Genomic DNA, 19,449 nt, shown 5'->3' on the forward strand with positions numbered 1-19,449 from the left:
AACGAGTCGTGATTAACTGGGCGGTCCCGGACTCGCTCGGGTAAACTGGCCGCCGCTTTTAAAAGATCAGACGCAGAGGTCAGATTATGCCGCTCACTCCAGAGCAGAAGAAACAATACAAATCCATTGGTCACCATCTGAAACCGGTATTGACCGTGGCTGACAATGGTTTGACTGAAGGTGTACTTGCAGAGCTTGAACGCGCATTGAGCGATCACGAGCTGATCAAGATCAAGCTCAATATCCTCGACCGCGAAAGCCGTCTGGGTGCCGTTGCAGAACTGTGCAAGGCTGGCTCAGCCGACCTGGTACAGGTCATCGGCAAAATGGCGTTGATCTACCGCAAGAACCCAAAGGTAAACAAGCAACTGTCCAACGTCCACCGCGCGCACGGATAAAAATATGCGCCAGGGCCGCTTAGTGTGTGCCCTGACGCGTTTTTACCGCTGAAAGTGCCCGCCATGGCGGGCACTTGCATCAGATATGACGCACTTCGATGATTTCGTATTCGATAACGCCACTCGGCGTTTTCACCACGACGACGTCACCTTCTTCCTTGGCAATCAAGGCGCGAGCAATGGGCGAACCCACTGAAATCTTGCCCTTCTTGATATCCGCCTCGTCCTCACCCACGATCTGGTAAACAACGCTTTCGTCGGTCTCGACGTTGGCGATTTCGACTGTCGTGCCGAAAATCACCTTGCCAGTGTGCGCAATAGTCGTAACGTCGATCACCACCGCGTTCTGCATACGGCCTTCGATATCACGAATACGCGCTTCAACCATACCCTGCTGCTCGCGGGCAGCATGGTATTCAGCGTTTTCCTTGAGGTCGCCCAGCTCGCGCGCAGTACCAATGTCCTGGCTCAATTTGGGACGGATCACCTTGGTCAGGTGAGTCAGCTCTTCTTCCAGGGCGCGAGCGCCCTGAACGGTCATCGGGTATTTGATCATGCCTTCAATCCTGCATGGAGGTCCTGCAAGCGACGCACGGTCTTCTCTGGGCCGAACTTGAGCGCTTCGCAGATCGCTTCGCCTGCTGCAATGGTAGTGGTGCAGTAAATCTTGTGCTGCAAGGCGTTGCGACGGATGGAGTAGGAATCAGCGATAGACTGACGGCCTTCGGTGGTGTTGATGATCAGGGTGACTTCGTCATTCTTGATCATGTCGACCACGTGCGGGCGACCTTCGGTCACCTTGTTGACGCGACGCACTTTCAGGCCGGCCGCTTCGATCAGCTTGGCCGTTCCGGCTGTTGCGACAATTTCGAAACCCAGGTTGATCAGGTCACGAGCAACCGCTTCAACCAGCGGCTTGTCGTCATCACGTACGCTGATAAACGCAGTACCGCCGGTCGGCAGCACTTCGCTGGCGCCCATCTGAGCCTTGGCGAACGCTTCACCGAAGGTGTCGCCCACGCCCATCACTTCGCCGGTCGACTTCATTTCCGGGCCAAGGATCGGGTCAACGCCAGGGAATTTGGCGAACGGGAACACGGCCTCTTTCACACTATAGAAATTAGGAATGATTTCCTTGGTGAAATTCAGCTCTTTCAGGGTTTTACCCGCCATCACGCGCGCAGCGATCATGGCCAGGGAAACACCGATGCACTTGGAAACGAACGGCACGGTACGCGATGCACGCGGGTTCACTTCGATCACGTAGATGTCTTCGCCCTGAAGTGCCAGCTGTACGTTCATCAGGCCCACCACGCCCAGTTCCAGGGCCATCTTCTTGACCTGTTCGCGCATCTCGTCCTGGATGTGAGCAGGCAGCGAGTACGGCGGCAGCGAGCAGGCGGAGTCGCCGGAGTGAACGCCCGCCTGTTCGATGTGCTGCATGATCGCGCCGATCACCACGTCAGTACCGTCGCAAACTGCATCGACGTCCATTTCGATGGCGCAGTTCAGGAAGTGGTCGAGCAGCACCGGGCTGTCGTTGGACACCTGAACCGCTTCACGCAGGTAACGCTTGAGCTCGTCTTCCTGGTAAACGATTTCCATCGCCCGGCCGCCCAGTACATAGGACGGACGCACGACCAGCGGGTAACCGATTTTCGCGGCGGCACGAATCGCTTCGTCTTCGCTGCGCACGGTGGCGTTTGGCGGCTGACGCAGGTTGAGACGCTCGACCATCTGCTGGAAGCGCTCGCGGTCTTCTGCGCGGTCGATGGCGTCCGGGCTGGTGCCGATGATCGGGACGCCGGCGGCTTCCAGGGCACGGGCGAGTTTCAGCGGGGTCTGGCCGCCGTACTGCACGATCACGCCCTTGGGCTTCTCGACGCGTACGATTTCCAGCACGTCTTCCAGGGTGACCGGCTCGAAGTACAGACGATCAGAGGTGTCGTAGTCGGTGGAGACGGTTTCCGGGTTGCAGTTGACCATGATGGTCTCGTACCCGTCTTCACGCAGCGCCAGGGCTGCGTGCACGCAGCAGTAGTCGAACTCGATACCCTGGCCGATACGGTTAGGGCCACCGCCGAGGATCATGATCTTGTCGCGCGTCGAAGGGTTGGCTTCGCACTCTTCTTCGTACGTCGAGTAAAGGTACGCGGTGTCGGTTGCAAACTCGGCCGCGCAGGTATCGACGCGCTTGTAGACCGGGAACACATCCAGCTTGTGACGGTGCGTGCGCAGGTTTTTCTCGGTAACGCCGACCAGTTTGGCCAGGCGTGCATCGGAGAAGCCCTTGCGCTTGAGACGGTACATCAGGTCGCGATCAATTGCCGACAGGCCAAGCGTCTTGATCTTCTCCTCGTCCTTGACCAGATCTTCGATCTGGACCAGAAACCAGGGGTCGATCATGTTCATGGCGAAGATTTCTTCGACAGTCATGCCTGCGCGGAACGCATCGGCGACGTACCAGATACGCTCGGCGCCCGGCACGGTCAGCTCGCGCTTGAGCGTGCTCATGCTTTCCGGATGGCTGAGGTCCAGCTTCGGATCAAGGCCACACACACCAACTTCCAGGCCGCGCAGCGCTTTCTGCAGGGATTCCTGGAAAGTACGGCCGATGGCCATGACTTCACCCACCGACTTCATCTGCGTGGTCAGGCGTGCATCGGCCTTGGCGAACTTCTCAAACGCGAAGCGCGGCAGCTTGGTAACGACGTAGTCGATGGATGGCTCGAAGGACGCCGGGGTCTTGCCGCCGGTGATTTCGTTGGACAGCTCGTCGAGGGTGTAACCCACTGCAAGCTTGGCCGCAACCCGGGCAATCGGGAAGCCGGTCGCCTTGGAAGCCAGCGCCGAGGAACGCGACACGCGCGGGTTCATCTCGATGACGACCATACGGCCGGTGTCCGGGCAGATGCCGAACTGAACGTTGGAACCACCCGTTTCAACGCCAATCTCGCGCAGTACCGCCAGCGAGGCGTTACGCAGGATCTGATATTCCTTGTCGGTCAGGGTCTGTGCCGGGGCAACGGTGATGGAGTCACCGGTGTGCACACCCATCGGATCGAAGTTTTCGATGGAGCAGACGATGATGCAGTTGTCCTTTTTGTCGCGGACAACTTCCATTTCGTACTCTTTCCAGCCGATCAGCGATTCGTCGATCAGCAGTTCCTTGGTCGGAGACAGGTCCAGACCACGAGCGCAGATTTCTTCGAACTCTTCACGATTGTAAGCAATACCGCCGCCCGTGCCACCCATGGTGAACGACGGACGGATGATGCAAGGGAAACCGAGCTTTTCAAGAACCGCGTTGGCTTCTTCCATGCTGTGCGCGATGCCGGAACGCGGGCACGCCAGGCCGATGGACTTCATGGCCTTGTCGAAACGCGAACGGTCTTCAGCCTTGTCGATGGTGTCGGCGTTGGCACCGATCATCTCTACGCCGAACTTCTCCAGAACGCCTTCACGCTCCAGATCCAGTGCGCAGTTCAGTGCGGTCTGGCCGCCCATGGTTGGCAGCAACGCGTCCGGGCGCTCTTTCTCGATGATCTTGGCAACGGTCTGCCATTTGATCGGCTCGATGTAGGTGGCGTCGGCCATGGCCGGGTCGGTCATGATGGTCGCCGGGTTGGAGTTCACCAGGATAACTCGATAGCCCTCTTCGCGCAGGGCTTTGCAAGCCTGGGCGCCGGAGTAGTCGAATTCACAGGCCTGGCCGATCACGATGGGGCCGGCGCCGAGAATCAGGATGCTTTTAATATCTGTACGTTTTGGCATGGGTTGTCACTCAAATCCGCAGGTCAGTCGGCAAGCCGTCTTGAACATTTTTCTGAGGTGGCCTGGGCGGCAGCAACCGGACGTGTGGTCCGGGGCCGCCCTGGGCACCTGCGTTTACAGTCTCAAGGCAACCGGTCAGCGTCGCTTGGCCATGGCGTCGATAAAGCGGTCAAACAGGGGCGCTACATCGTTCGGGCCTGGGCTTGCTTCAGGGTGACCCTGGAAGCTGAACGCGCTCTTGTCAGTCAGCTCGATACCTTGCAGGGTGCCGTCGAACAGCGACTTGTGGATAGCGCGAACGTTGCCCGGCAACGTCGATTCATCAACCGCAAAACCGTGGTTCTGACTGGTGATCATTACAACGCCGGTGTCCAGATCCTGAACCGGGTGGTTTGCACCGTGGTGGCCATGGCCCATTTTCACGGTCTTGGCACCCGCAGCCAGCGCCAGCAACTGGTGACCAAGGCAGATGCCGAATACTGGCACTTCGGTTTCCAGCACTTGCTTGATCGCCTTGATGGCGTAGTCGCATGGCTCAGGGTCGCCAGGGCCGTTGGACAGGAAAACACCGTCCGGCTTGTAGGCAAGCACTTCGCTGGCAGGCGTTTGCGCAGGCACTACCGTCACCCGGCAACCGCGCTCGACCAGCATACGCAGGATGTTGACCTTGACGCCGTAATCGTAGGCAACCACGTGATAAGGCAGCTCGGAAGCGGCGATTTCGGGGTGGCTGTCGGTCTGCAGGTTCCAGACACTGTGGCGCCACTCGTAGGTGTCCTTGGTGCTGACTTCCTTCGCCAGGTCCATGCCCTTGAGGCCAGGGAACCCGCGAGCGGCGGCGATGGCTGCCTCTTCGGAAATGTTGTCCCCTGCCATGATGCAACCGTTCTGGGCGCCTTTCTCACGCAGAATGCGGGTCAGGCGACGCGTGTCGATGCCAGCGATGGCAACGACATTATTGGCTTTCAGGTAATCACCAAGGGACATCTTGTTGCGCCAGTTACTGGCAACCAGCGGCAGGTCACGGATGACCAGACCCGCTGACCAGACACGATCCGACTCGGCGTCTTCAGGTGTAGTACCGGTGTTGCCGATGTGCGGGTAAGTCAGGGTAACGATCTGCTGGGCGTAGGAAGGATCGGTAAGAATTTCCTGATAGCCTGTCATTGCGGTGTTAAACACCACCTCACCAACGGTTTGACCGTCGGCTCCAATGGCTTCGCCGCGAAAAATGCTGCCATCAGCAAGGGCGAGTATGGCTGGCTTAGTCAAGAAGACCTCCCGTAAATAAAGCCTGAAAGGGCGATCGCAGGTTGCAAAAAAGCGGAATGACGTAGTTACGTCACCCCGCTTTCTTATGGAATCATCTGCGCGCTTTTAGTGGACACACTAAAGCTGTAGCTTACAGAAAAGGCCCATTTTGGTCTACCACCAATGAGCCTGAAAAGCGGGAAAATGCGACAGGGCCTTGCAGGCCCTGTATTGAATCAATGCAGACCCAGTACATCCTGCATGTCGTACAAGCCTGGTGCCTTGCCGTCGAGCCACATTGCAGCCCTGACCGCGCCCTTGGCGAAGGTCATGCGGCTGGACGCCTTGTGGGTGATTTCAACCCGCTCGCCGTCCGCTGCGAACAGCACAGTATGGTCACCGACCACATCACCGGCTCGAATAGTCGCAAAGCCGATGGTCTGACGATCACGCGCGCCGGTCTGACCTTCGCGCCCGTAGACCGCGACTTTTTCCAGATCACGGCCCAGTGCATTGGCGACTACTTCGCCCATGCGCAGCGCGGTACCAGACGGCGCATCGACTTTGTGCCGATGGTGCGCTTCGGTGATTTCGATATCGACTTCATCACCCAGCACGCGAGCAGCGGTGTCGAGCAGCTTCAGGCACAGATTCACACCGATGCTGAAATTGGCCGCGAAAACGATCGGGATGTCTTTCCCCGCTTCGACCAGACGCTGCTTCTCTTCGGCACTGAAACCGGTCGTCCCGATAATCATGGCCTTGCCTGCCTTGCGGCAGAACGCCAGGTTTTTCAGCGTGACCGACGGGTGAGTGAAGTCGATCAACACATCGAACTCATCCATCACCTTCGCCAGATCATCTGACAACGGCACACCGATACGGCCCAGCGCCGCCAGTTCGCCCGCATCAGCACCCACCAGCGTGCTGTCGGGACGATCGACGGCAGCGGTCAGCCCGGCGCCAGGCGCCTGCTGAACCGCTTCGATCAAAGTCTTGCCCATGCGCCCGGCGGCGCCTACTACAGCAATACGTCGCATGCCCTGCTCCCGTTGATAAGCCTTACAGATCGCCGAAGAAACGCTTCACACCCTCGAACCAGCCACTGGCCTTGGGAGAGTGGGACTCGTCGTTCTCAAGCGATGTGCGGAACTCTTCGAGCAATTCACGCTGACGCTTGCTCAGGTTGACCGGTGTTTCGACTGCAACGCGGCACATCAAGTCACCCGCGCCACCGCCACGCACCGGAGCAACACCCTTGCCACGCAAGCGGAACTGCTTGCCGGTCTGGGTGCCCTCAGGGATTTTCAGTTTGACGCGACCATCGAGCGTCGGCACTTCAAGCTCGCCGCCCAGCGCCGCGTCGGTAAAGCTGATCGGCACTTCGCAGAACAGATGCTTGCCATCACGCTGGAAGATTGCGTGTTCGCGCACATTGATCACGACATACAAGTCGCCGGTCGGCCCACCCTGAGCACCCGCCTCGCCTTCGCCCGACAGGCGAATGCGGTCACCGGTGTCAACACCTGGCGGCACTTTGACGGAAAGGGTCTTGGACTCTTCGACACGCCCTTCGCCGTGGCACGAGTCACACGGGTCAGAAATGATCTTGCCGTGGCCGTGGCAACGTGGGCAGGTTTGCTGCACAGAGAAGAACCCCTGCTGCATGCGCACCTGACCAATACCGCCACAGGTCGGGCAGGTCACCGGGGACGAGCCCTTCTTGGCGCCGCTCCCGTCGCAAGGCTTGCAGTTGACCAGCGTCGGCACGCGGATATTCACCGTCGTACCGCGAACCGCTTCCTCAAGGTTCAGCTCAAGCGTGTAACGCAGGTCGCTGCCACGCTGGGCACCGCCACGACCGCCACCGCCACCGCCCCGGCCACCGCCGAAGAAGTCGCTGAACACGTCGCCAAAGATGTCCGAGAAGTTGGCGCCACCGGCACCACCGCCAAACCCGCCGCCGCCACCCATGCTCGGGTCAACGCCTGCATGGCCGTACTGGTCGTAGGCCGCGCGTTTGCTGGCATCGGACAGCACTTCGTAGGCCTCATTGGCCTCCTTGAACATCTCTTCAGACGCTTTGTCATCAGGGTTGCGGTCAGGGTGATGCTTCATCGCCAGACGACGATAAGCCTTCTTCAGGTCCGCCTCGCTGGAGCCTCGCTCCACACCCAACACTTCGTAATAATCACGCTTTGCCATAATTCTTCCGCACTCTTGAGGACGTTTGGCAAGACCCTCCTGAGCCCAGCCAAACTCGTTGAGCCCCATACAGGCCCGGACCCAACTCACGTCAATTCAACGATCCTGGTCTTCGTTCAACAGCCAGACGGATCCGGCCGAGAAAGCGGCAGAATGATTCGCCACGCAGGAGCGCAGCGATCTTGCCACATGGCGTACGGAGCGAATCCGCACGCCGAAATTTTGGGTGTTCCAGACACGCCAACGCGGGAGCAAGCTCCCGCGCGGCGACATCCTACCAGTCAGCGCTCGAAAGAGGTCAACCGGGTTGCAAGTGAGCCTGCGCTTACTTGTGGTCTTTCACTTCTTCAAACTCGGCGTCAACGACGTCGTCAGCCTTGGCAGTTTCTTCAGCCGGCTTGGCTGCTGCTTCCGGATTCTCGGCCTGCTCGGCGTACATCTTCTGAGCGATCGGCGCGGAAACCTTAGACAGTTCTTCGACCTTGGCTTCAATGACAGCCTTGTCGTCGCCCTTGATGGCCGCTTCCAGAGCAACCAGCGCCGCTTCAACAGCCGTCTTCTCTTCAGCAGTGACCTTGTCGCCTGCGTCAGCAATCATCTTGCGAGTCGAGTGGACCAACGCATCACCCTGGTTACGGGCAGAGGCCAGCTCTTCGAACTTGCGATCTTCTTCGGAGTTGACTTCAGCATCGCGAACCATCTGCTGAATTTCTTCCTCGGACAGACCGGAGTTGGCCTTGATCACGATGGACTGCTGCTTGCCGGTAGCCTTGTCTTTCGCGCCAACGTGCAGGATGCCGTTTGCGTCGATGTCGAAGGTCACTTCGATCTGCGGCACGCCACGTGGAGCGGGTGGAATCTCGGCCAGGTCGAACTTGCCCAGCGACTTGTTCTGACCGGCCTGCTTGCGCTCACCCTGCAGTACGTGAATGGTCACAGCGTTCTGGTTGTCATCGGCAGTCGAAAACACCTGGGATTTCTTGGTAGGAATCGTGGTGTTTTTCTCGATCAGCGCAGTCATCACGCCGCCCATGGTTTCGATACCCAGCGTCAGCGGGCTGACGTCCAGCAGCAGAACGTCTTTTACATCACCGGCCAATACCGCGCCCTGAATAGCTGCACCCATTGCAACAGCTTCGTCCGGATTGACGTCTTTACGCGCTTCTTTACCGAAGAACTCGGTTACCAGCTTCTGTACCAGCGGCATACGCGTCTGGCCACCGACCAGAATCACGTCGTTGATCTTGCCGATGTCGATGCCGGCATCTTTCAATGCGATACGGCAAGGCTCGATGGTGCGCTGAACCAGGTCTTCAACCAGCGATTCCAGCTTGGAGCGCGAGATTTTAACAACCAGGTGCTTTGGACCGGTGGCATCTGCAGTGATGTACGGCAGGTTGACTTCGGTCTGGGTGCTGGAAGACAGCTCGATCTTGGCTTTTTCAGCCGCTTCTTTCAGACGCTGCATGGCCAGCGGGTCGCCTTTGAGGCTCATGCCGCTTTCTTTCTTGAATTCGTCAACGAAGTAGTCGATCAGACGAATATCGAAGTCTTCACCGCCCAGGAACGTGTCGCCATTGGTGGCCAGCACTTCGAACTGATGCTCGCCATCGACTTCGGCAATTTCGATAACCGAAACGTCGAAAGTACCGCCACCCAGGTCATAAACGATGACAGTGTGGTCGCCCTTGGCCTTGTCCATACCGTATGCCAGAGCGGCTGCGGTAGGCTCGTTGATGATGCGCTTGACGTCCAGACCGGCGATACGGCCAGCGTCCTTGGTCGCCTGACGCTGACTGTCGTTGAAGTAGGCTGGAACGGTGATGACCGCTTCGGTAACCGCTTCACCGAGGTAGTCTTCGGCAGTCTTCTTCATCTTTTTCAGGATTTCAGCGGAAATCTGAGGAGGCGCCATTTTCTGGCCATTCACTTCAACCCAGGCATCACCGTTGTCAGCCTTGACGATCTTGTAAGGGACCATCTGGATGTCTTTCTGAACGACTTGCTCGTCGAACTTGCGACCGATCAGACGCTTTACCGCGTACAGGGTGTTGTGCGGGTTGGTAACAGCCTGACGCTTGGCGGACTGACCGACCAGGATCTCGCCATCGTTGGCATAAGCAATGATCGAAGGCGTGGTACGCGTACCTTCGGCGTTATCGATAACCTTGACGTTACCGTTTTCCAGAATGGAGACGCAGGAGTTGGTAGTCCCCAGGTCGATACCGATAATTCTGCCCATCTTGACTCTCCCGAAACTTGCAAAATTTGAATGTGGTTGCCGCAATTGCGTTTACAAATTGCGGTAGCTCTTAAACGCTTGACCTTTAAATGGGGGCCTTACAGCTAATTTCAAGCCTGCTCGTTGATTGACGGCGTTGCAGGCGATGGTGCCTTGCTGACCACGACCATGGCCGGGCGCAGCAGACGACCATTAAGCTGATAACCCTTCTGGAATACCTTGAGCACAGTATTAGGCTCGACATCGGCACTTTCCTGCATGGCCATTGCCTGGTGCTGGTCGGCACTGAACGGTTGACCATGCGGATCAATGGCTTCCAGCTGATAACGCTTGAGGGTGTCCTGGAACATCTTCAAGGTCAGCTCGATGCCTTCACGCATCGGGCGAATGCTTTCATCGTCCGGATTGGACAGATCAAGGCCTCGCTCCAGACTGTCGATGATCGGCAACAGATCACCGGCAAATTTTTCCAGCGCAAACTTGTGCGCCTTTTCAACATCCTGTTCGGCACGGCGGCGGACATTCTGCAAATCCGCAGCCACCCGAAGGGATTGGTCCTGCGCAGCAGCCAGTTGCTCTTCGAGCACCTGCACGCGGGTTGTCAACTCGTCACCCGCGCCTGCCTCGGCAGCCTGATCCTGAGCCTGCGCATCCAGATTCTGTTCGTCAGCCATAAATATTCTCCTCTAAAAACGTCCGCGATCCCGACTCGCGCTTCTGCCACCTATATGGGATCGGAATTTCCCGCTTCAAGGGTCTGATGTGATCGAGATACGTATTCCCTGACAAAAAAACCGGATATGGGGCCAGAAAAAATGGCGCCATGAGGCAACCGGTACTAAAAAACACTGAAAGCAGACCAAATCGAGCTAAGCAGAGGCATTGTCAGCCACGAACAAAACACTGTATAAATATCCAGACAAACAGCCCGGGAGCCGCTCAATGCTGGTGCACCTTTCCGTACACAACTACGCCATCGTCGAACACCTTGATCTGGAACTGGATCGAGGCATGAGCGTTATTACTGGCGAAACCGGTGCCGGCAAGTCGATCATGCTCGACGCCCTGGGCCTGACTCTGGGCGACCGGGCCGACAGCGGCGTGGTCAGGCCGGGGGCCGACAAGGCAGACATCCTTGCCACGTTCGACCTGGGCGACATTCCCGAGGCCGAGGCCTGGCTCAAAGAGCGCGACCTCGACAACGACGGCCCCTGCATCCTGCGCCGGGTGATTACCGCCGAAGGTCGCTCACGCTCTTACATCAATGGCTCGCCCTGCCCTCAGGGAGACTTGAAAGCGCTGGGCGAACTGCTCATCGATATCCACAGCCAGCATGAACATCAGTCGCTGCTCAAGACCGACACCCATCGACGCCTGCTGGATGAATACGCTGGCGCGACCGACCTCGCCCGCCAGGTTCATCTTGCTGCGCAGCGCTGGCGGCAGACGCGACAGGAGCTGGAGCGTCTCTCCAACTCCGGCGACGAACAGCGCGCACGCCATCAATTGCTCAGCTATCAGCTTGAAGAGCTGGAAAGCCTGAGCCTGGGCGAAAACGAGCTGGAGCAGCTCGAACAGGAACACAAGGACCTGACCAATGCCGAAAGCCTGCTGAGCATTTGCCGACAGGTCGTCGAGCAATGTAGCGAAAGCGATTCCGGCAATGTACTCACAGCCTTGACCGCCAGCCTGCATCGCCTCGGCAGCGTCGACCATTCACCTACGGCCCTGAGCGAGGCCACAGGCCTGCTGTCCAGCGCGCAGATCCAGGTAGAAGAAGCCGTAGGCGAGCTGAATCGCTTTCTGGATCATTTCGATGCCGACCCTGCCCGCCTGCAACAGCTTGAAGAGCGACTCGATGCTATTTATACGCTGGCGCGCAAGCACCGCATCCAGCCGGGCGAAGTAGCCACGCTGCAACAAAAGCTGCTGGATGAAATAGAAACACTGAATGCCAACGACGAGTCCATCGAGCGTCTGGAGCACGAGGTGCAGGCGTTTGCCCGGCATTATCAGGAGAAAGCACGCGAATTGAGCGACCGGCGTCATATGTCAGCGACCACGCTGGCCAATGCGGTAGAGCAGGAAATTCATCGCTTGGGCATGCCGGGCGGACGCTTCCAGATAGACCTCAAACCCAACGCCAGTGCCGAGCCGCTGCCTCACGGCCTTGAGCAGGTGGAGCTGCTGGTCAGCGCCAACCCCGGTCAACCGCTGAAAGCGCTGGCAAAAGTGGCTTCGGGTGGCGAACTGTCACGGATCAGCCTTGCCATTCAGGTGATCACCGCACAAACCTCACGGGTGCCAACACTGGTGTTCGACGAGGTGGATGTGGGCATCGGCGGCCCGACTGCCGAGATCGTGGGTCAACTGCTGCGTCGCCTGGGCGAGCGCGGGCAGGTCATGACCGTCACGCACTTGCCGCAGGTCGCGGCGCAGGGCCATCAGCATCTGTTCGTGCACAAGGTCAGGGATAACGACGCAACGCGCACGGCGGTCTCCAAACTGACGAAAACCGAGCGCATAGAAGAAGTTGCCCGAATGCTGGGCGGCATTGACCTCACCAAGGAATCCTTGGCACATGCCAGGAAGATGGTCGTGACGGCTAAAACCTGAGCCACTGAAACGCAGCCATAGAAAGCACAAAGGCGACCTTGGGTCGCCTTTGTGTCATCTGGTTTCACGCCTTTTTGTTGCGTACGTAAAGCACCAGATTGTGGTCCACCAGGTCAAAGCCGTGTCTTTCGACGATGGCTTTTTGAAGCTTCTCGATTTCTTCATCGAAGAATTCAATCACCTCGCCTGACTCCACGTTGACCATGTGGTCGTGATGGCCGCCATCAGCCAGCTCAAACACAGCATGACCACCGTCGAAATTGTGGCGAACCACCAATCCCGCAGCTTCAAACTGGGTCAGGACACGGTAAACCGTGGCCAGGCCGACGTCCTCGCTAGCCTCCATCAGTGCCTTGTAAACATCCTCGGCACTCATGTGGCGCTGCTCGGCAGAATCGAGCATTTGGAGTATTTTAACCCTCGGTAGGGTTACCTTTAGTCCTGCTTTTCGTAGTTCGCTATTTTCAACCATGGTCAGCTTTCTCGCAGACGCTGCTTCGCAGCTTCTCTTAATGCAGGTATGATCGGGGTTTACGTTGTCCCAGCCAAGATAGTGGAAGTCGCCCACCGATGCAAAACACCAAGCTCTTGCTAACCAGTTTCACCTTCGTGGGACTGCTCGCACTCGCCGGTTGTTCATTCCCCGGGGTTTACAAAATCGACATCCAGCAGGGTAATGTCGTCACGCAGGACATGATAGACCAGTTACGCCCCGGAATGACCCGGCGGCAAGTACGGTTTATCATGGGCAACCCCCTGCTGACCGACACTTTCCACGCCGATCGGTGGGATTACCTGTATAGCCTGCAGCCAGGTGGCGGTGAACGCCAGCAGGAGCGTGTCAGCCTGATATTCAACGGCAATGACCAGCTCGTGAGCTTGTCCGGCGACTTCATGCCAGGCGTCAGCCGCGATGAAGCCATTCTCGGCAAAGGCAGTGATACCACTGCGCCTGTAGAGAATCAGCCGCAGCAGCCGCCTGAACAGCCAGCCAAGCCAGGCTCGCTTCTGGACACCATCCAGCAGGATGTGGACAGCGTCGAGACCGTACCGGTCCCGACTCAAGAGCCACTGGACACTAACCCCCGTTAGTCACCAGCCGCTCAGCAAAAAGCCCGGCACGCCGGGCTTTTTTGTGTGCTTTGTCCCGTCCTGAATAAGGTTTACACCTTCTGACCTTTCCTCAGGAGGACTCAATGGATTCGGGTAAAAGGCGCAGCCAGCGCGATTACACGCTAGCCTTTAAATTATCGGTCGTAGATCAGGTTGAAAAAGGCGAGTTGAGTTATAAAGAAGCCCAACGACGCTATGGCATCCAAGGCCGGTCGACGGTGCTGGTCTGGTTACGAAAGCACGGTCGACAGGATTGGAGCCAAGGCGCATCAATTCGAGAGCAGAGGAGCAGGTCCATGACCGAGCCAACCCTCCCGCCGACACCCGAGCAGCGGATTAAAGAGCTTGAAGAACAGCTGGAGCTGAGCAATCAGAAGGCTCAGTTCTTTGAAGCCGTCGTCAACGTTCTGAAAAATGACTACGGCGTTTCTGTCGTAAAAAAGCCACCCGGCAAGTCCTCTCGCAAGGGCAAATCCAAGACCTGAGCATTACCAGGGCTTGCCTGTTCATGGGTATTTCGCGCCAAGCGTATTACAAGCGTAATCGCGCTTTTGACGCGAGAGTCTGCCAAGACCAAGAGGTGGTGGACTTCGTCCTGGAAAAGCGGCGTCGCCAGCCCAAGTTGGGAACGCGCAAGCTGCACTACTTGATGAGCGTCGAAGCTCCTGCGTCGTTGTGCGTGGGTAGAGATCGTATGTTTACTATCCTTCGTGGTGCGCGCGAGCTGGTTCCGCGTAAACGGGCTTATCACAAGACCACTCATAGCCATCATCGCTTCCGTCGCCACCCCAACCTGCTCAAAGCAGGTCCAGAACAAGTCGTGGCCAATGGACCCGAACAGGTCTGGGTTGCAGACATAACCTATCTGCCTACGCAGGAAAGCGTGGCCTACGTGAGCCTTGTGACAGATGCGTACTCACGTAAGATCGTTGGCCATCACGTGCATGAGAGCCTGCATGCCCAATCGGTGATGAAGGCACTGGAAAAAGCGGTAGGAGAGCGAAAAACCGATCAGATGCTGATTCATCATTCAGATCGCGGCGCCCAGTACTGCTCCGATCTCTATCAGCAGCTGCATACCAGGCATGGAATCCGGTGCTCGATGACTGATGGCTATGACTGTTATCAGAACGCTATGGCCGAGCGAGTAAACGGGATTTTGAAGACCGAGTTTCTACTCCATCGGCCTAAAGACTTGGCAGATGCAGTGAAAATGGTTGACGAATCGGTGCAGATCTACAATGGGGAGCGGCCACACTTATCCCTGAAATACAAAACGCCAGATGCGGTGCATCGGGCGTTTTGAGCGTGAAACAGGTGTAAACCTATTTCAGGACTAGACACTTTCATTCAGCCGGTGTTCAGCCTGGCAGCGTTCTTTTCTCACGCGCTTTGGCCGCGCGCAGACGCCTGATTTCCATCGGGTCGGCCAGCAAGGGGCGATAGATCTCGATTCGCTCACCCGCCTCCAACACTCGCGCTGCAGGGTCAGCGACCACTTTGCCGAAAATACCCACAGGGCAGTGTGACAGATCCAGCTCGGGAAACTCCCGATCCATGCCACACAGCGCCAGCGCCTGACGTACCGACGAGCCTGCCGGCACATCGACCGTCATCAACACCTGACGCTGAACCGTGGCATACACCACTTCGATCTGAATCGATGCCTCAGCCATGCAGCTCTTTCGCTCGCTGGCAGAATGCATCCACCAGCGTGTTGGCCGCCTGATTGAACAGCGGCCCCAACGTGGCGCGTACAATCGTTCCGGCGTAATCGAAAGACAAATCCAGGCTGATCTTGCAGGCCTTTTCACCCAGCGGCTTGAACGTCCAGACGCCATGAAACTGCTCGAACGGCCCTTCGACCAGATCCATCACAATCGATTCGCCGGGGACCAGCGTATTGCGCGTCATGAACTTCTGACTCAGACCGCCCTTGGCGATCTCCAGGCTGGCGCGCATTTGCGACTCGCTGGCGTCAAGCACGGTGGCGGAAGAGCACCACGGCAGAAACTCGGGATAACGAGCCACGTCATTGACCAGGTCATAAAGGAAACCGGCCGGGTACGGCAGTAAAGCAGAGCGTTGTATGTGCGTAGTCATGTGAGCGTCATTTCCAGAGCTGAGCGGCAAACACCACAAGAATGCCGAGCGGCGCCACGTAGCGCATCAAAAAGAACGTCAGGTTAAAGAGCAGCGGACTGCGAATCGACAATTCGTCGCGCACCGCCTCACGGCCCATCACCCAACCAGCGAATACTACAAAACACAACCCACCCAGCGGCAACATGACCCGCGAGGTGAAGAAATCAATGACTCCGAAGAAGTCCAGGCCATTCGATGCGCCCCATTGATAGAGGTGGAATACGCCTCCATCGTTCACGAAGAACTTGGCTTTTTGCCAGATGTTGAACGAGAACACCGTTCCCAGACCGACAAACCAGCAGGTAAATGCCAGCCAGAACGTCACCCAGGCGCGGCGAATACGGGTGCGCTCGACCAGGTACGCAACCATTGGCTCAAGCAGCGAAATGGCCGAGCTCCAGGCCGCAACCGCGACCAGCACAAAGAACACGACACCCATCAACTGCCCGAACGCAACGTTACCAAACGCGAACGGCAGCGCGACAAACATCAGACCCGGCCCCTCGCTCGGACTCAGCCCTGCGGCAAAGACAATCGGAAACAACGCCAAGCCGGCCAGCAGCGAAACAAACGTATCGAGCAGCGCGATGCCCACGACCGTGGTGCTGATGGAGGCGCCTTTGGTCATGTACGCGCCGTAGACCATGATCGAGCCAACGCCGACGCTCAACGAAAAGAACGCATGCCCCATTGCTGGCAGCAAGCCGTCCAGCACCTTGTCTGGGTTGAAGTCGAACATGAAATGCACGCCTTCCATGAAGTGCCCGGTGGTCAGGCTATAGCCCAACAGCGCCAGCATCAGCAGGAACAGCATCGGCATCATGATCCGCAGACTGCGCTCCAGCCCTGCCTCGACACCTTTACCGATGACCACAGCCGACAGCAGCATAAAGACCGTGTGCCACAAGATCAGCCGCCAAGGGTCGGCAATCATCGCGCCGAAATAGGCACCGACCTGATCCGCCGTCACGCCCTGAAAATCGCCACGCCCCATGTCGATGATGTAATCCAGCGACCAGCCGCCCACCACGCTATAGAAGGAGAGAATCAGCAACGCCGTGATCATCCCGGCGAAAGCACCCCATGACCAACGCGCCGAATGCCCCGCCTCGACCGCCAGCGTCTTGAGCGCATTCGCAGGACTGAGCCGCGAACGACGACCAATCAGCGTCTCGGCGATCATCACCGGAATGCCGATCAGCGCGATGCACGCCAGAAATACCAGCACAAATGCGCCGCCGCCATAGGCACCGACCATGTACGGGAATTTCCAGATACTGCCCAGCCCCACGGCAGAGCCGGTGGCAGCCAGGATGAACACCCAGCGACTTGCCCAGCTACCGTGGACCGAAACCTTGTCCGTCGACATTATTGAAACGCCCAGCCAAAAAAGATCGCGCATTGTCCGGGATTCAACCTTTGTGCTCAAGCACACGCTTTCCCGTAGCCGACATTGATGCAACTCCCTATAATGCGCCCCCTATGGCTAAGCTCAAGAAACACCCTACAGGGACCATCGCGCAGAACAAAAAGGCGCGCCACGATTACTTCATCGAACACAAGTTCGAGGCCGGTCTGGTCCTGTCTGGCTGGGAAGTAAAAAGCCTGCGTGCCACCAAGGTACAGCTGGTTGACAGTTACGTGCTGCTCAAGGACGGCGAGGCCTGGTTGATGGGTTGCCACATCACGCCTCTCAAGACTGCCAGCACGCACGTCATCGCTGACCCGACACGCACCCGTAAACTGCTCCTGAACCAGCGCGAGCTCGAAAAGCTCACCAGCTCGGTTCAGCAAAAAGGCTACGCCTGTGTCGCCCTTTCCATTTACTGGAAGCAGCACTTGATCAAGTGCGAAATTGCTTTGGGTAAAGGGAAAAAGGAATACGACAAGCGCCACACCGAGCGCGAACGCGATTCGGACCGTGAGCTGCAGCGTGCCGTGCGCACCAAGGGCAAGGACGACTAGCCCTTTGCGAGTGCCAAATGCCTTGAACCAGGCATTTGGCGCTGCGCCGCTTCAATCACTTCGCCTCCCCTTCCCACCCAGCATAATCACAACCTCAACGCGAAGATCGCCCCACTTTGGTGCCTTAACTGCCCAATGTGGCTTTTTCGCATCTGCGCAAAAATAAAATAGAACGCCTGCGTTACAGCACAGTCAATCCTTTAGGCCCTGAAAATGAACGGGCTTTCAAACCCTCGGGCGACGGCGTCAACGACCGGCCATACCGAGTCCACAGGTTATAAGGAGAGACACATGATGCGTACCGCCCTCACTGGATTGTTCCTCAGCGCCGCCCTGTTGGCTTCGCCGGTATTCGCCGCCGATGATTTGTGTGGCGCCAACATCAAAACGATCGAAAATGCCCAGGTTTCTTCCGGCACCAACCTGAGCCCTGAAACCAAGACCATGCTCGAAACCACCGAGAAAAACGCCAAAGCGGCCCAAGCGCAGAACGATGAGAAAAAATGCATCGAGATCACCACCAAGGTGATCACCTCGCTGAAAAACACCGGGTCGGGCAGCGAAGGCACCAAATAACACCCTCGATCAGGCCAGCCACCGGGCTTGCCTGATCGATTGCAGCAAACGGGTCGACGTGGCACGCCAATCGGCGTACACTGCGCCCCAGCGACTGCGAAAGCAGTCTCGGGGCCGATTTGGATTCGACGCCGGTGATGAAACTTTAGGTGCATGCCGAGTTGGTAACAGAACTCGTAAATCCACTGTTGCAACTTTCTATAGTTGCCAATGACGAAAACTACGGTGCTCAACTAGCTGCGTAAGCAGCCTAGCCGCACTTCTGGTAGCTTCGGCTCCAGCAATCATCAGGGGATGCCTGTAAACCCAAAATGATTGTCATATAGAACAGGATCGTCGCCTAGTACGTTGTGGACGAAGCGACTAAAACTTACGCAACTCGCCCAATGCACCCTGCCCGTCGGGTCGCTGAGGGTTAACTTAATAGACACGGCTACGCATGTAGTACCGACAGCGGAGTACTGGCGGACGGGGGTTCAAATCCCCCCGGCTCCACCAAATCAAGAAGAAGACGCCCTAGGGCGTCTTTTTTTGTGCCTGAAATCCTGTGAAAACAGGGGGGTTCAGGTCCATTGGTGTCCTGAGGGATCCGACCCCATCCATCAATTCAGGTAATCCAAGCCTTCCACTGGTATTTTTTTGGAATACACACAGCACACCATGGATGCCCAATAGCTCGAAGCTGTTGAATCTCAACGACATTCATCCTGTATCCGAGAAGCGGATCAATATGGGCTTGGGACTTTTCCTGAGGTGGGCTTGGCTCAAACGCGAAAGCGGACTGTGGAATCGTTGCTCAGGGGTTGGACCCAAAAGAGGAGCGCGACGCCGATCAGCAAATACTAAAAGCGACCACTGAGCACACCTTCAAAAATGTGCCCTCCGCATGGTTTGACCTTAAGACTACGTTGCTACCGCTTACGCTTAAGGCATATAGCGCACCCTGACCTTGCATATCTTCCCCGGCCTGGCGGCTATACCTATCTCAGCCATCACAGCTCCGGCCGCCATCAATCTGCTGAGGCCCCTTGAAACAAAAGGCAGCCCGGAAACAGTTAATCACTAGCACGCTGCCAGATGAGAGCTTTTCTCCGATTACCTCCCCTAAAACGAAAAATTTCCCCTAAAACGCCCTGTGAGCACGCTAAAAAAGCAAAAAACCTC

17 protein-coding genes, 1 other RNA gene and 1 pseudogene are annotated in these 19,449 nt (G+C 57.3%); 8 read left to right on the forward strand and 11 right to left on the reverse strand.

Features of this window, described 5'->3' with window-relative positions; all coding sequences use genetic code 11:
* Positions 1 to 86 precede the first annotated feature (86 nt).
* The gene (locus PSPTO_RS23305; protein ID WP_003377487.1) at positions 87 to 398 is read left to right on the forward strand and encodes a YhbY family RNA-binding protein; all 312 of its coding nucleotides are present in this window, start codon (positions 87 to 89) and stop codon (positions 396 to 398) included.
* Between the two features lie 79 nt (positions 399 to 477).
* Here PSPTO_RS23305 and greA read toward each other — a convergent pair whose 3' ends face one another.
* The 7 genes from greA to grpE all read right to left on the reverse strand — a co-directional run bounded on the left by greA (position 478) and on the right by grpE (position 10,544).
* Entirely contained in the window at positions 478 to 954 is a 477-nt protein-coding gene (gene greA, locus PSPTO_RS23310) for a transcription elongation factor GreA (protein ID WP_005766442.1), read from the reverse strand.
* Positions 951 to 4,172: a carbamoyl-phosphate synthase large subunit gene (gene carB / locus PSPTO_RS23315; protein ID WP_007243709.1), complete on the reverse strand. Its 3,222-nt coding sequence runs from the start codon at positions 4,170 to 4,172 to the stop codon at positions 951 to 953. Before carB ends, greA begins: the two co-directional genes overlap by 4 nt.
* 135 nt (positions 4,173 to 4,307) lie before the next feature.
* A complete protein-coding gene (gene carA, locus PSPTO_RS23320; RefSeq protein WP_007243710.1) occupies positions 4,308 to 5,444 on the reverse strand; it encodes a glutamine-hydrolyzing carbamoyl-phosphate synthase small subunit in 1,137 nt (378 codons plus the stop codon).
* A gap of 215 nt (positions 5,445 to 5,659) precedes the next feature.
* On the reverse strand, positions 5,660 to 6,463 hold the full coding sequence (dapB, locus tag PSPTO_RS23325; protein WP_005766439.1) for a 4-hydroxy-tetrahydrodipicolinate reductase: 804 nt from the start codon (positions 6,461 to 6,463) through the stop codon (positions 5,660 to 5,662).
* Positions 6,464 to 6,485: 22 nt separating this feature from the next.
* On the reverse strand, positions 6,486 to 7,628 hold the full coding sequence (dnaJ, locus tag PSPTO_RS23330) for a molecular chaperone DnaJ (RefSeq protein WP_003377482.1): 1,143 nt from the start codon (positions 7,626 to 7,628) through the stop codon (positions 6,486 to 6,488).
* A 325-nt stretch (positions 7,629 to 7,953) separates the two neighbouring features.
* Positions 7,954 to 9,870 carry a molecular chaperone DnaK gene (gene dnaK / locus PSPTO_RS23335; RefSeq protein WP_011105024.1) on the reverse strand — a complete coding sequence of 639 codons (1,917 nt, stop codon included), beginning with the start codon at positions 9,868 to 9,870 and terminating at the stop codon, positions 7,954 to 7,956.
* A 110-nt stretch (positions 9,871 to 9,980) separates the two neighbouring features.
* Positions 9,981 to 10,544 (reverse strand): nucleotide exchange factor GrpE, encoded by a 564-nt coding sequence (grpE, locus tag PSPTO_RS23340; protein WP_003377479.1) that lies wholly within the window; start codon positions 10,542 to 10,544, stop codon positions 9,981 to 9,983.
* A gap of 268 nt (positions 10,545 to 10,812) precedes the next feature.
* Here grpE and recN point away from each other — a divergent pair, with 268 nt between their 5' ends.
* Complete coding sequence (gene recN, locus PSPTO_RS23345) at positions 10,813 to 12,486, forward strand: DNA repair protein RecN (protein ID WP_011105025.1); 1,674 nt, start codon at positions 10,813 to 10,815, stop codon at positions 12,484 to 12,486.
* A 64-nt stretch (positions 12,487 to 12,550) separates the two neighbouring features.
* On the opposite strand, the gene fur is transcribed toward recN, so the two are convergent.
* Positions 12,551 to 12,958: a ferric iron uptake transcriptional regulator gene (gene fur, locus PSPTO_RS23350; RefSeq protein WP_002555142.1), complete on the reverse strand. Its 408-nt coding sequence runs from the start codon at positions 12,956 to 12,958 to the stop codon at positions 12,551 to 12,553.
* Between the two features lie 98 nt (positions 12,959 to 13,056).
* On the opposite strand from fur, the gene PSPTO_RS23355 reads away from it, so the two are divergent.
* Positions 13,057 to 13,578, forward strand: a complete 522-nt coding sequence (locus tag PSPTO_RS23355; protein ID WP_011105026.1) for an outer membrane protein assembly factor BamE — start codon at positions 13,057 to 13,059, stop codon at positions 13,576 to 13,578.
* Between the two features lie 104 nt (positions 13,579 to 13,682).
* A protein-coding gene (locus PSPTO_RS23360) for an IS3 family transposase (protein ID WP_165442254.1) occupies positions 13,683 to 14,905 on the forward strand; the annotation gives its coding sequence in 2 pieces (ribosomal slippage) (positions 13,683 to 14,034 and positions 14,034 to 14,905; 1,224 coding nt in all).
* A 55-nt stretch (positions 14,906 to 14,960) separates the two neighbouring features.
* On the opposite strand, the gene PSPTO_RS23365 is transcribed toward PSPTO_RS23360, so the two are convergent.
* From PSPTO_RS23365 to PSPTO_RS23375, 3 genes are read right to left on the reverse strand one after another with little or no spacing between them, the layout of a single operon-like run.
* Positions 14,961 to 15,275 (reverse strand): RnfH family protein, encoded by a 315-nt coding sequence (locus PSPTO_RS23365; protein ID WP_011105028.1) that lies wholly within the window; start codon positions 15,273 to 15,275, stop codon positions 14,961 to 14,963.
* Positions 15,268 to 15,702 carry a type II toxin-antitoxin system RatA family toxin gene (locus PSPTO_RS23370; protein ID WP_005620437.1) on the reverse strand — a complete coding sequence of 145 codons (435 nt, stop codon included), beginning with the start codon at positions 15,700 to 15,702 and terminating at the stop codon, positions 15,268 to 15,270. Before PSPTO_RS23370 ends, PSPTO_RS23365 begins: the two co-directional genes overlap by 8 nt.
* Before the next feature lie 7 nt (positions 15,703 to 15,709).
* Positions 15,710 to 17,113: a sodium-dependent transporter gene (locus PSPTO_RS23375; protein WP_007243715.1), complete on the reverse strand. Its 1,404-nt coding sequence runs from the start codon at positions 17,111 to 17,113 to the stop codon at positions 15,710 to 15,712.
* A gap of 113 nt (positions 17,114 to 17,226) precedes the next feature.
* Here PSPTO_RS23375 and smpB point away from each other — a divergent pair, with 113 nt between their 5' ends.
* The 4 genes and pseudogenes from smpB to PSPTO_RS30320 form a co-directional block, all read left to right on the forward strand.
* Complete coding sequence (smpB, locus tag PSPTO_RS23380; RefSeq protein ID WP_003377471.1) at positions 17,227 to 17,709, forward strand: SsrA-binding protein SmpB; 483 nt, start codon at positions 17,227 to 17,229, stop codon at positions 17,707 to 17,709.
* Between the two features lie 291 nt (positions 17,710 to 18,000).
* Entirely contained in the window at positions 18,001 to 18,285 is a 285-nt protein-coding gene (locus PSPTO_RS23385; protein WP_003377470.1) for a hypothetical protein, read from the forward strand.
* 110 nt (positions 18,286 to 18,395) lie between these two features.
* Positions 18,396 to 18,783: a transfer-messenger RNA gene (gene ssrA, locus PSPTO_RS23390) on the forward strand.
* A 172-nt stretch (positions 18,784 to 18,955) separates the two neighbouring features.
* Positions 18,956 to 19,342, forward strand: a pseudogene (locus PSPTO_RS30320) (integrase); the annotation flags it as partial.
* Positions 19,343 to 19,449: the final 107 nt, after the last annotated feature.

The sequence above is a fragment of the Pseudomonas syringae pv. tomato str. DC3000 genome (assembly GCF_000007805.1).
Lineage (GTDB): Bacteria > Pseudomonadota > Gammaproteobacteria > Pseudomonadales > Pseudomonadaceae > Aquipseudomonas > Aquipseudomonas avellanae.

What these genes read in the sequence shown, in the direction of transcription:
- PSPTO_RS23305 (WP_003377487.1), top strand. Translation starts at nt 87, where the DNA reads ATGCCGCTCACTCCAGAGCAGAAGAAACAATACAAATCCATTGGTCAC.
- greA (WP_005766442.1), bottom strand. Translation starts at nt 954, where the DNA reads ATGATCAAATACCCGATGACCGTTCAGGGCGCTCGCGCCCTGGAAGAA.
- carB (WP_007243709.1), bottom strand. Translation starts at nt 4,172, where the DNA reads ATGCCAAAACGTACAGATATTAAAAGCATCCTGATTCTCGGCGCCGGC.
- dapB (WP_005766439.1), bottom strand. Translation starts at nt 6,463, where the DNA reads ATGCGACGTATTGCTGTAGTAGGCGCCGCCGGGCGCATGGGCAAGACT.
- dnaJ (WP_003377482.1), bottom strand. Translation starts at nt 7,628, where the DNA reads ATGGCAAAGCGTGATTATTACGAAGTGTTGGGTGTGGAGCGAGGCTCC.
- dnaK (WP_011105024.1), bottom strand. Translation starts at nt 9,870, where the DNA reads ATGGGCAGAATTATCGGTATCGACCTGGGGACTACCAACTCCTGCGTC.
- grpE (WP_003377479.1), bottom strand. Translation starts at nt 10,544, where the DNA reads ATGGCTGACGAACAGAATCTGGATGCGCAGGCTCAGGATCAGGCTGCC.
- recN (WP_011105025.1), top strand. Translation starts at nt 10,813, where the DNA reads ATGCTGGTGCACCTTTCCGTACACAACTACGCCATCGTCGAACACCTT.
- fur (WP_002555142.1), bottom strand. Translation starts at nt 12,958, where the DNA reads ATGGTTGAAAATAGCGAACTACGAAAAGCAGGACTAAAGGTAACCCTA.
- PSPTO_RS23355 (WP_011105026.1), top strand. Translation starts at nt 13,057, where the DNA reads ATGCAAAACACCAAGCTCTTGCTAACCAGTTTCACCTTCGTGGGACTG.
- PSPTO_RS23365 (WP_011105028.1), bottom strand. Translation starts at nt 15,275, where the DNA reads ATGGCTGAGGCATCGATTCAGATCGAAGTGGTGTATGCCACGGTTCAG.
- PSPTO_RS23370 (WP_005620437.1), bottom strand. Translation starts at nt 15,702, where the DNA reads ATGACTACGCACATACAACGCTCTGCTTTACTGCCGTACCCGGCCGGT.
- PSPTO_RS23375 (WP_007243715.1), bottom strand. Translation starts at nt 17,113, where the DNA reads ATGTCGACGGACAAGGTTTCGGTCCACGGTAGCTGGGCAAGTCGCTGG.
- smpB (WP_003377471.1), top strand. Translation starts at nt 17,227, where the DNA reads ATGGCTAAGCTCAAGAAACACCCTACAGGGACCATCGCGCAGAACAAA.
- PSPTO_RS23385 (WP_003377470.1), top strand. Translation starts at nt 18,001, where the DNA reads ATGATGCGTACCGCCCTCACTGGATTGTTCCTCAGCGCCGCCCTGTTG.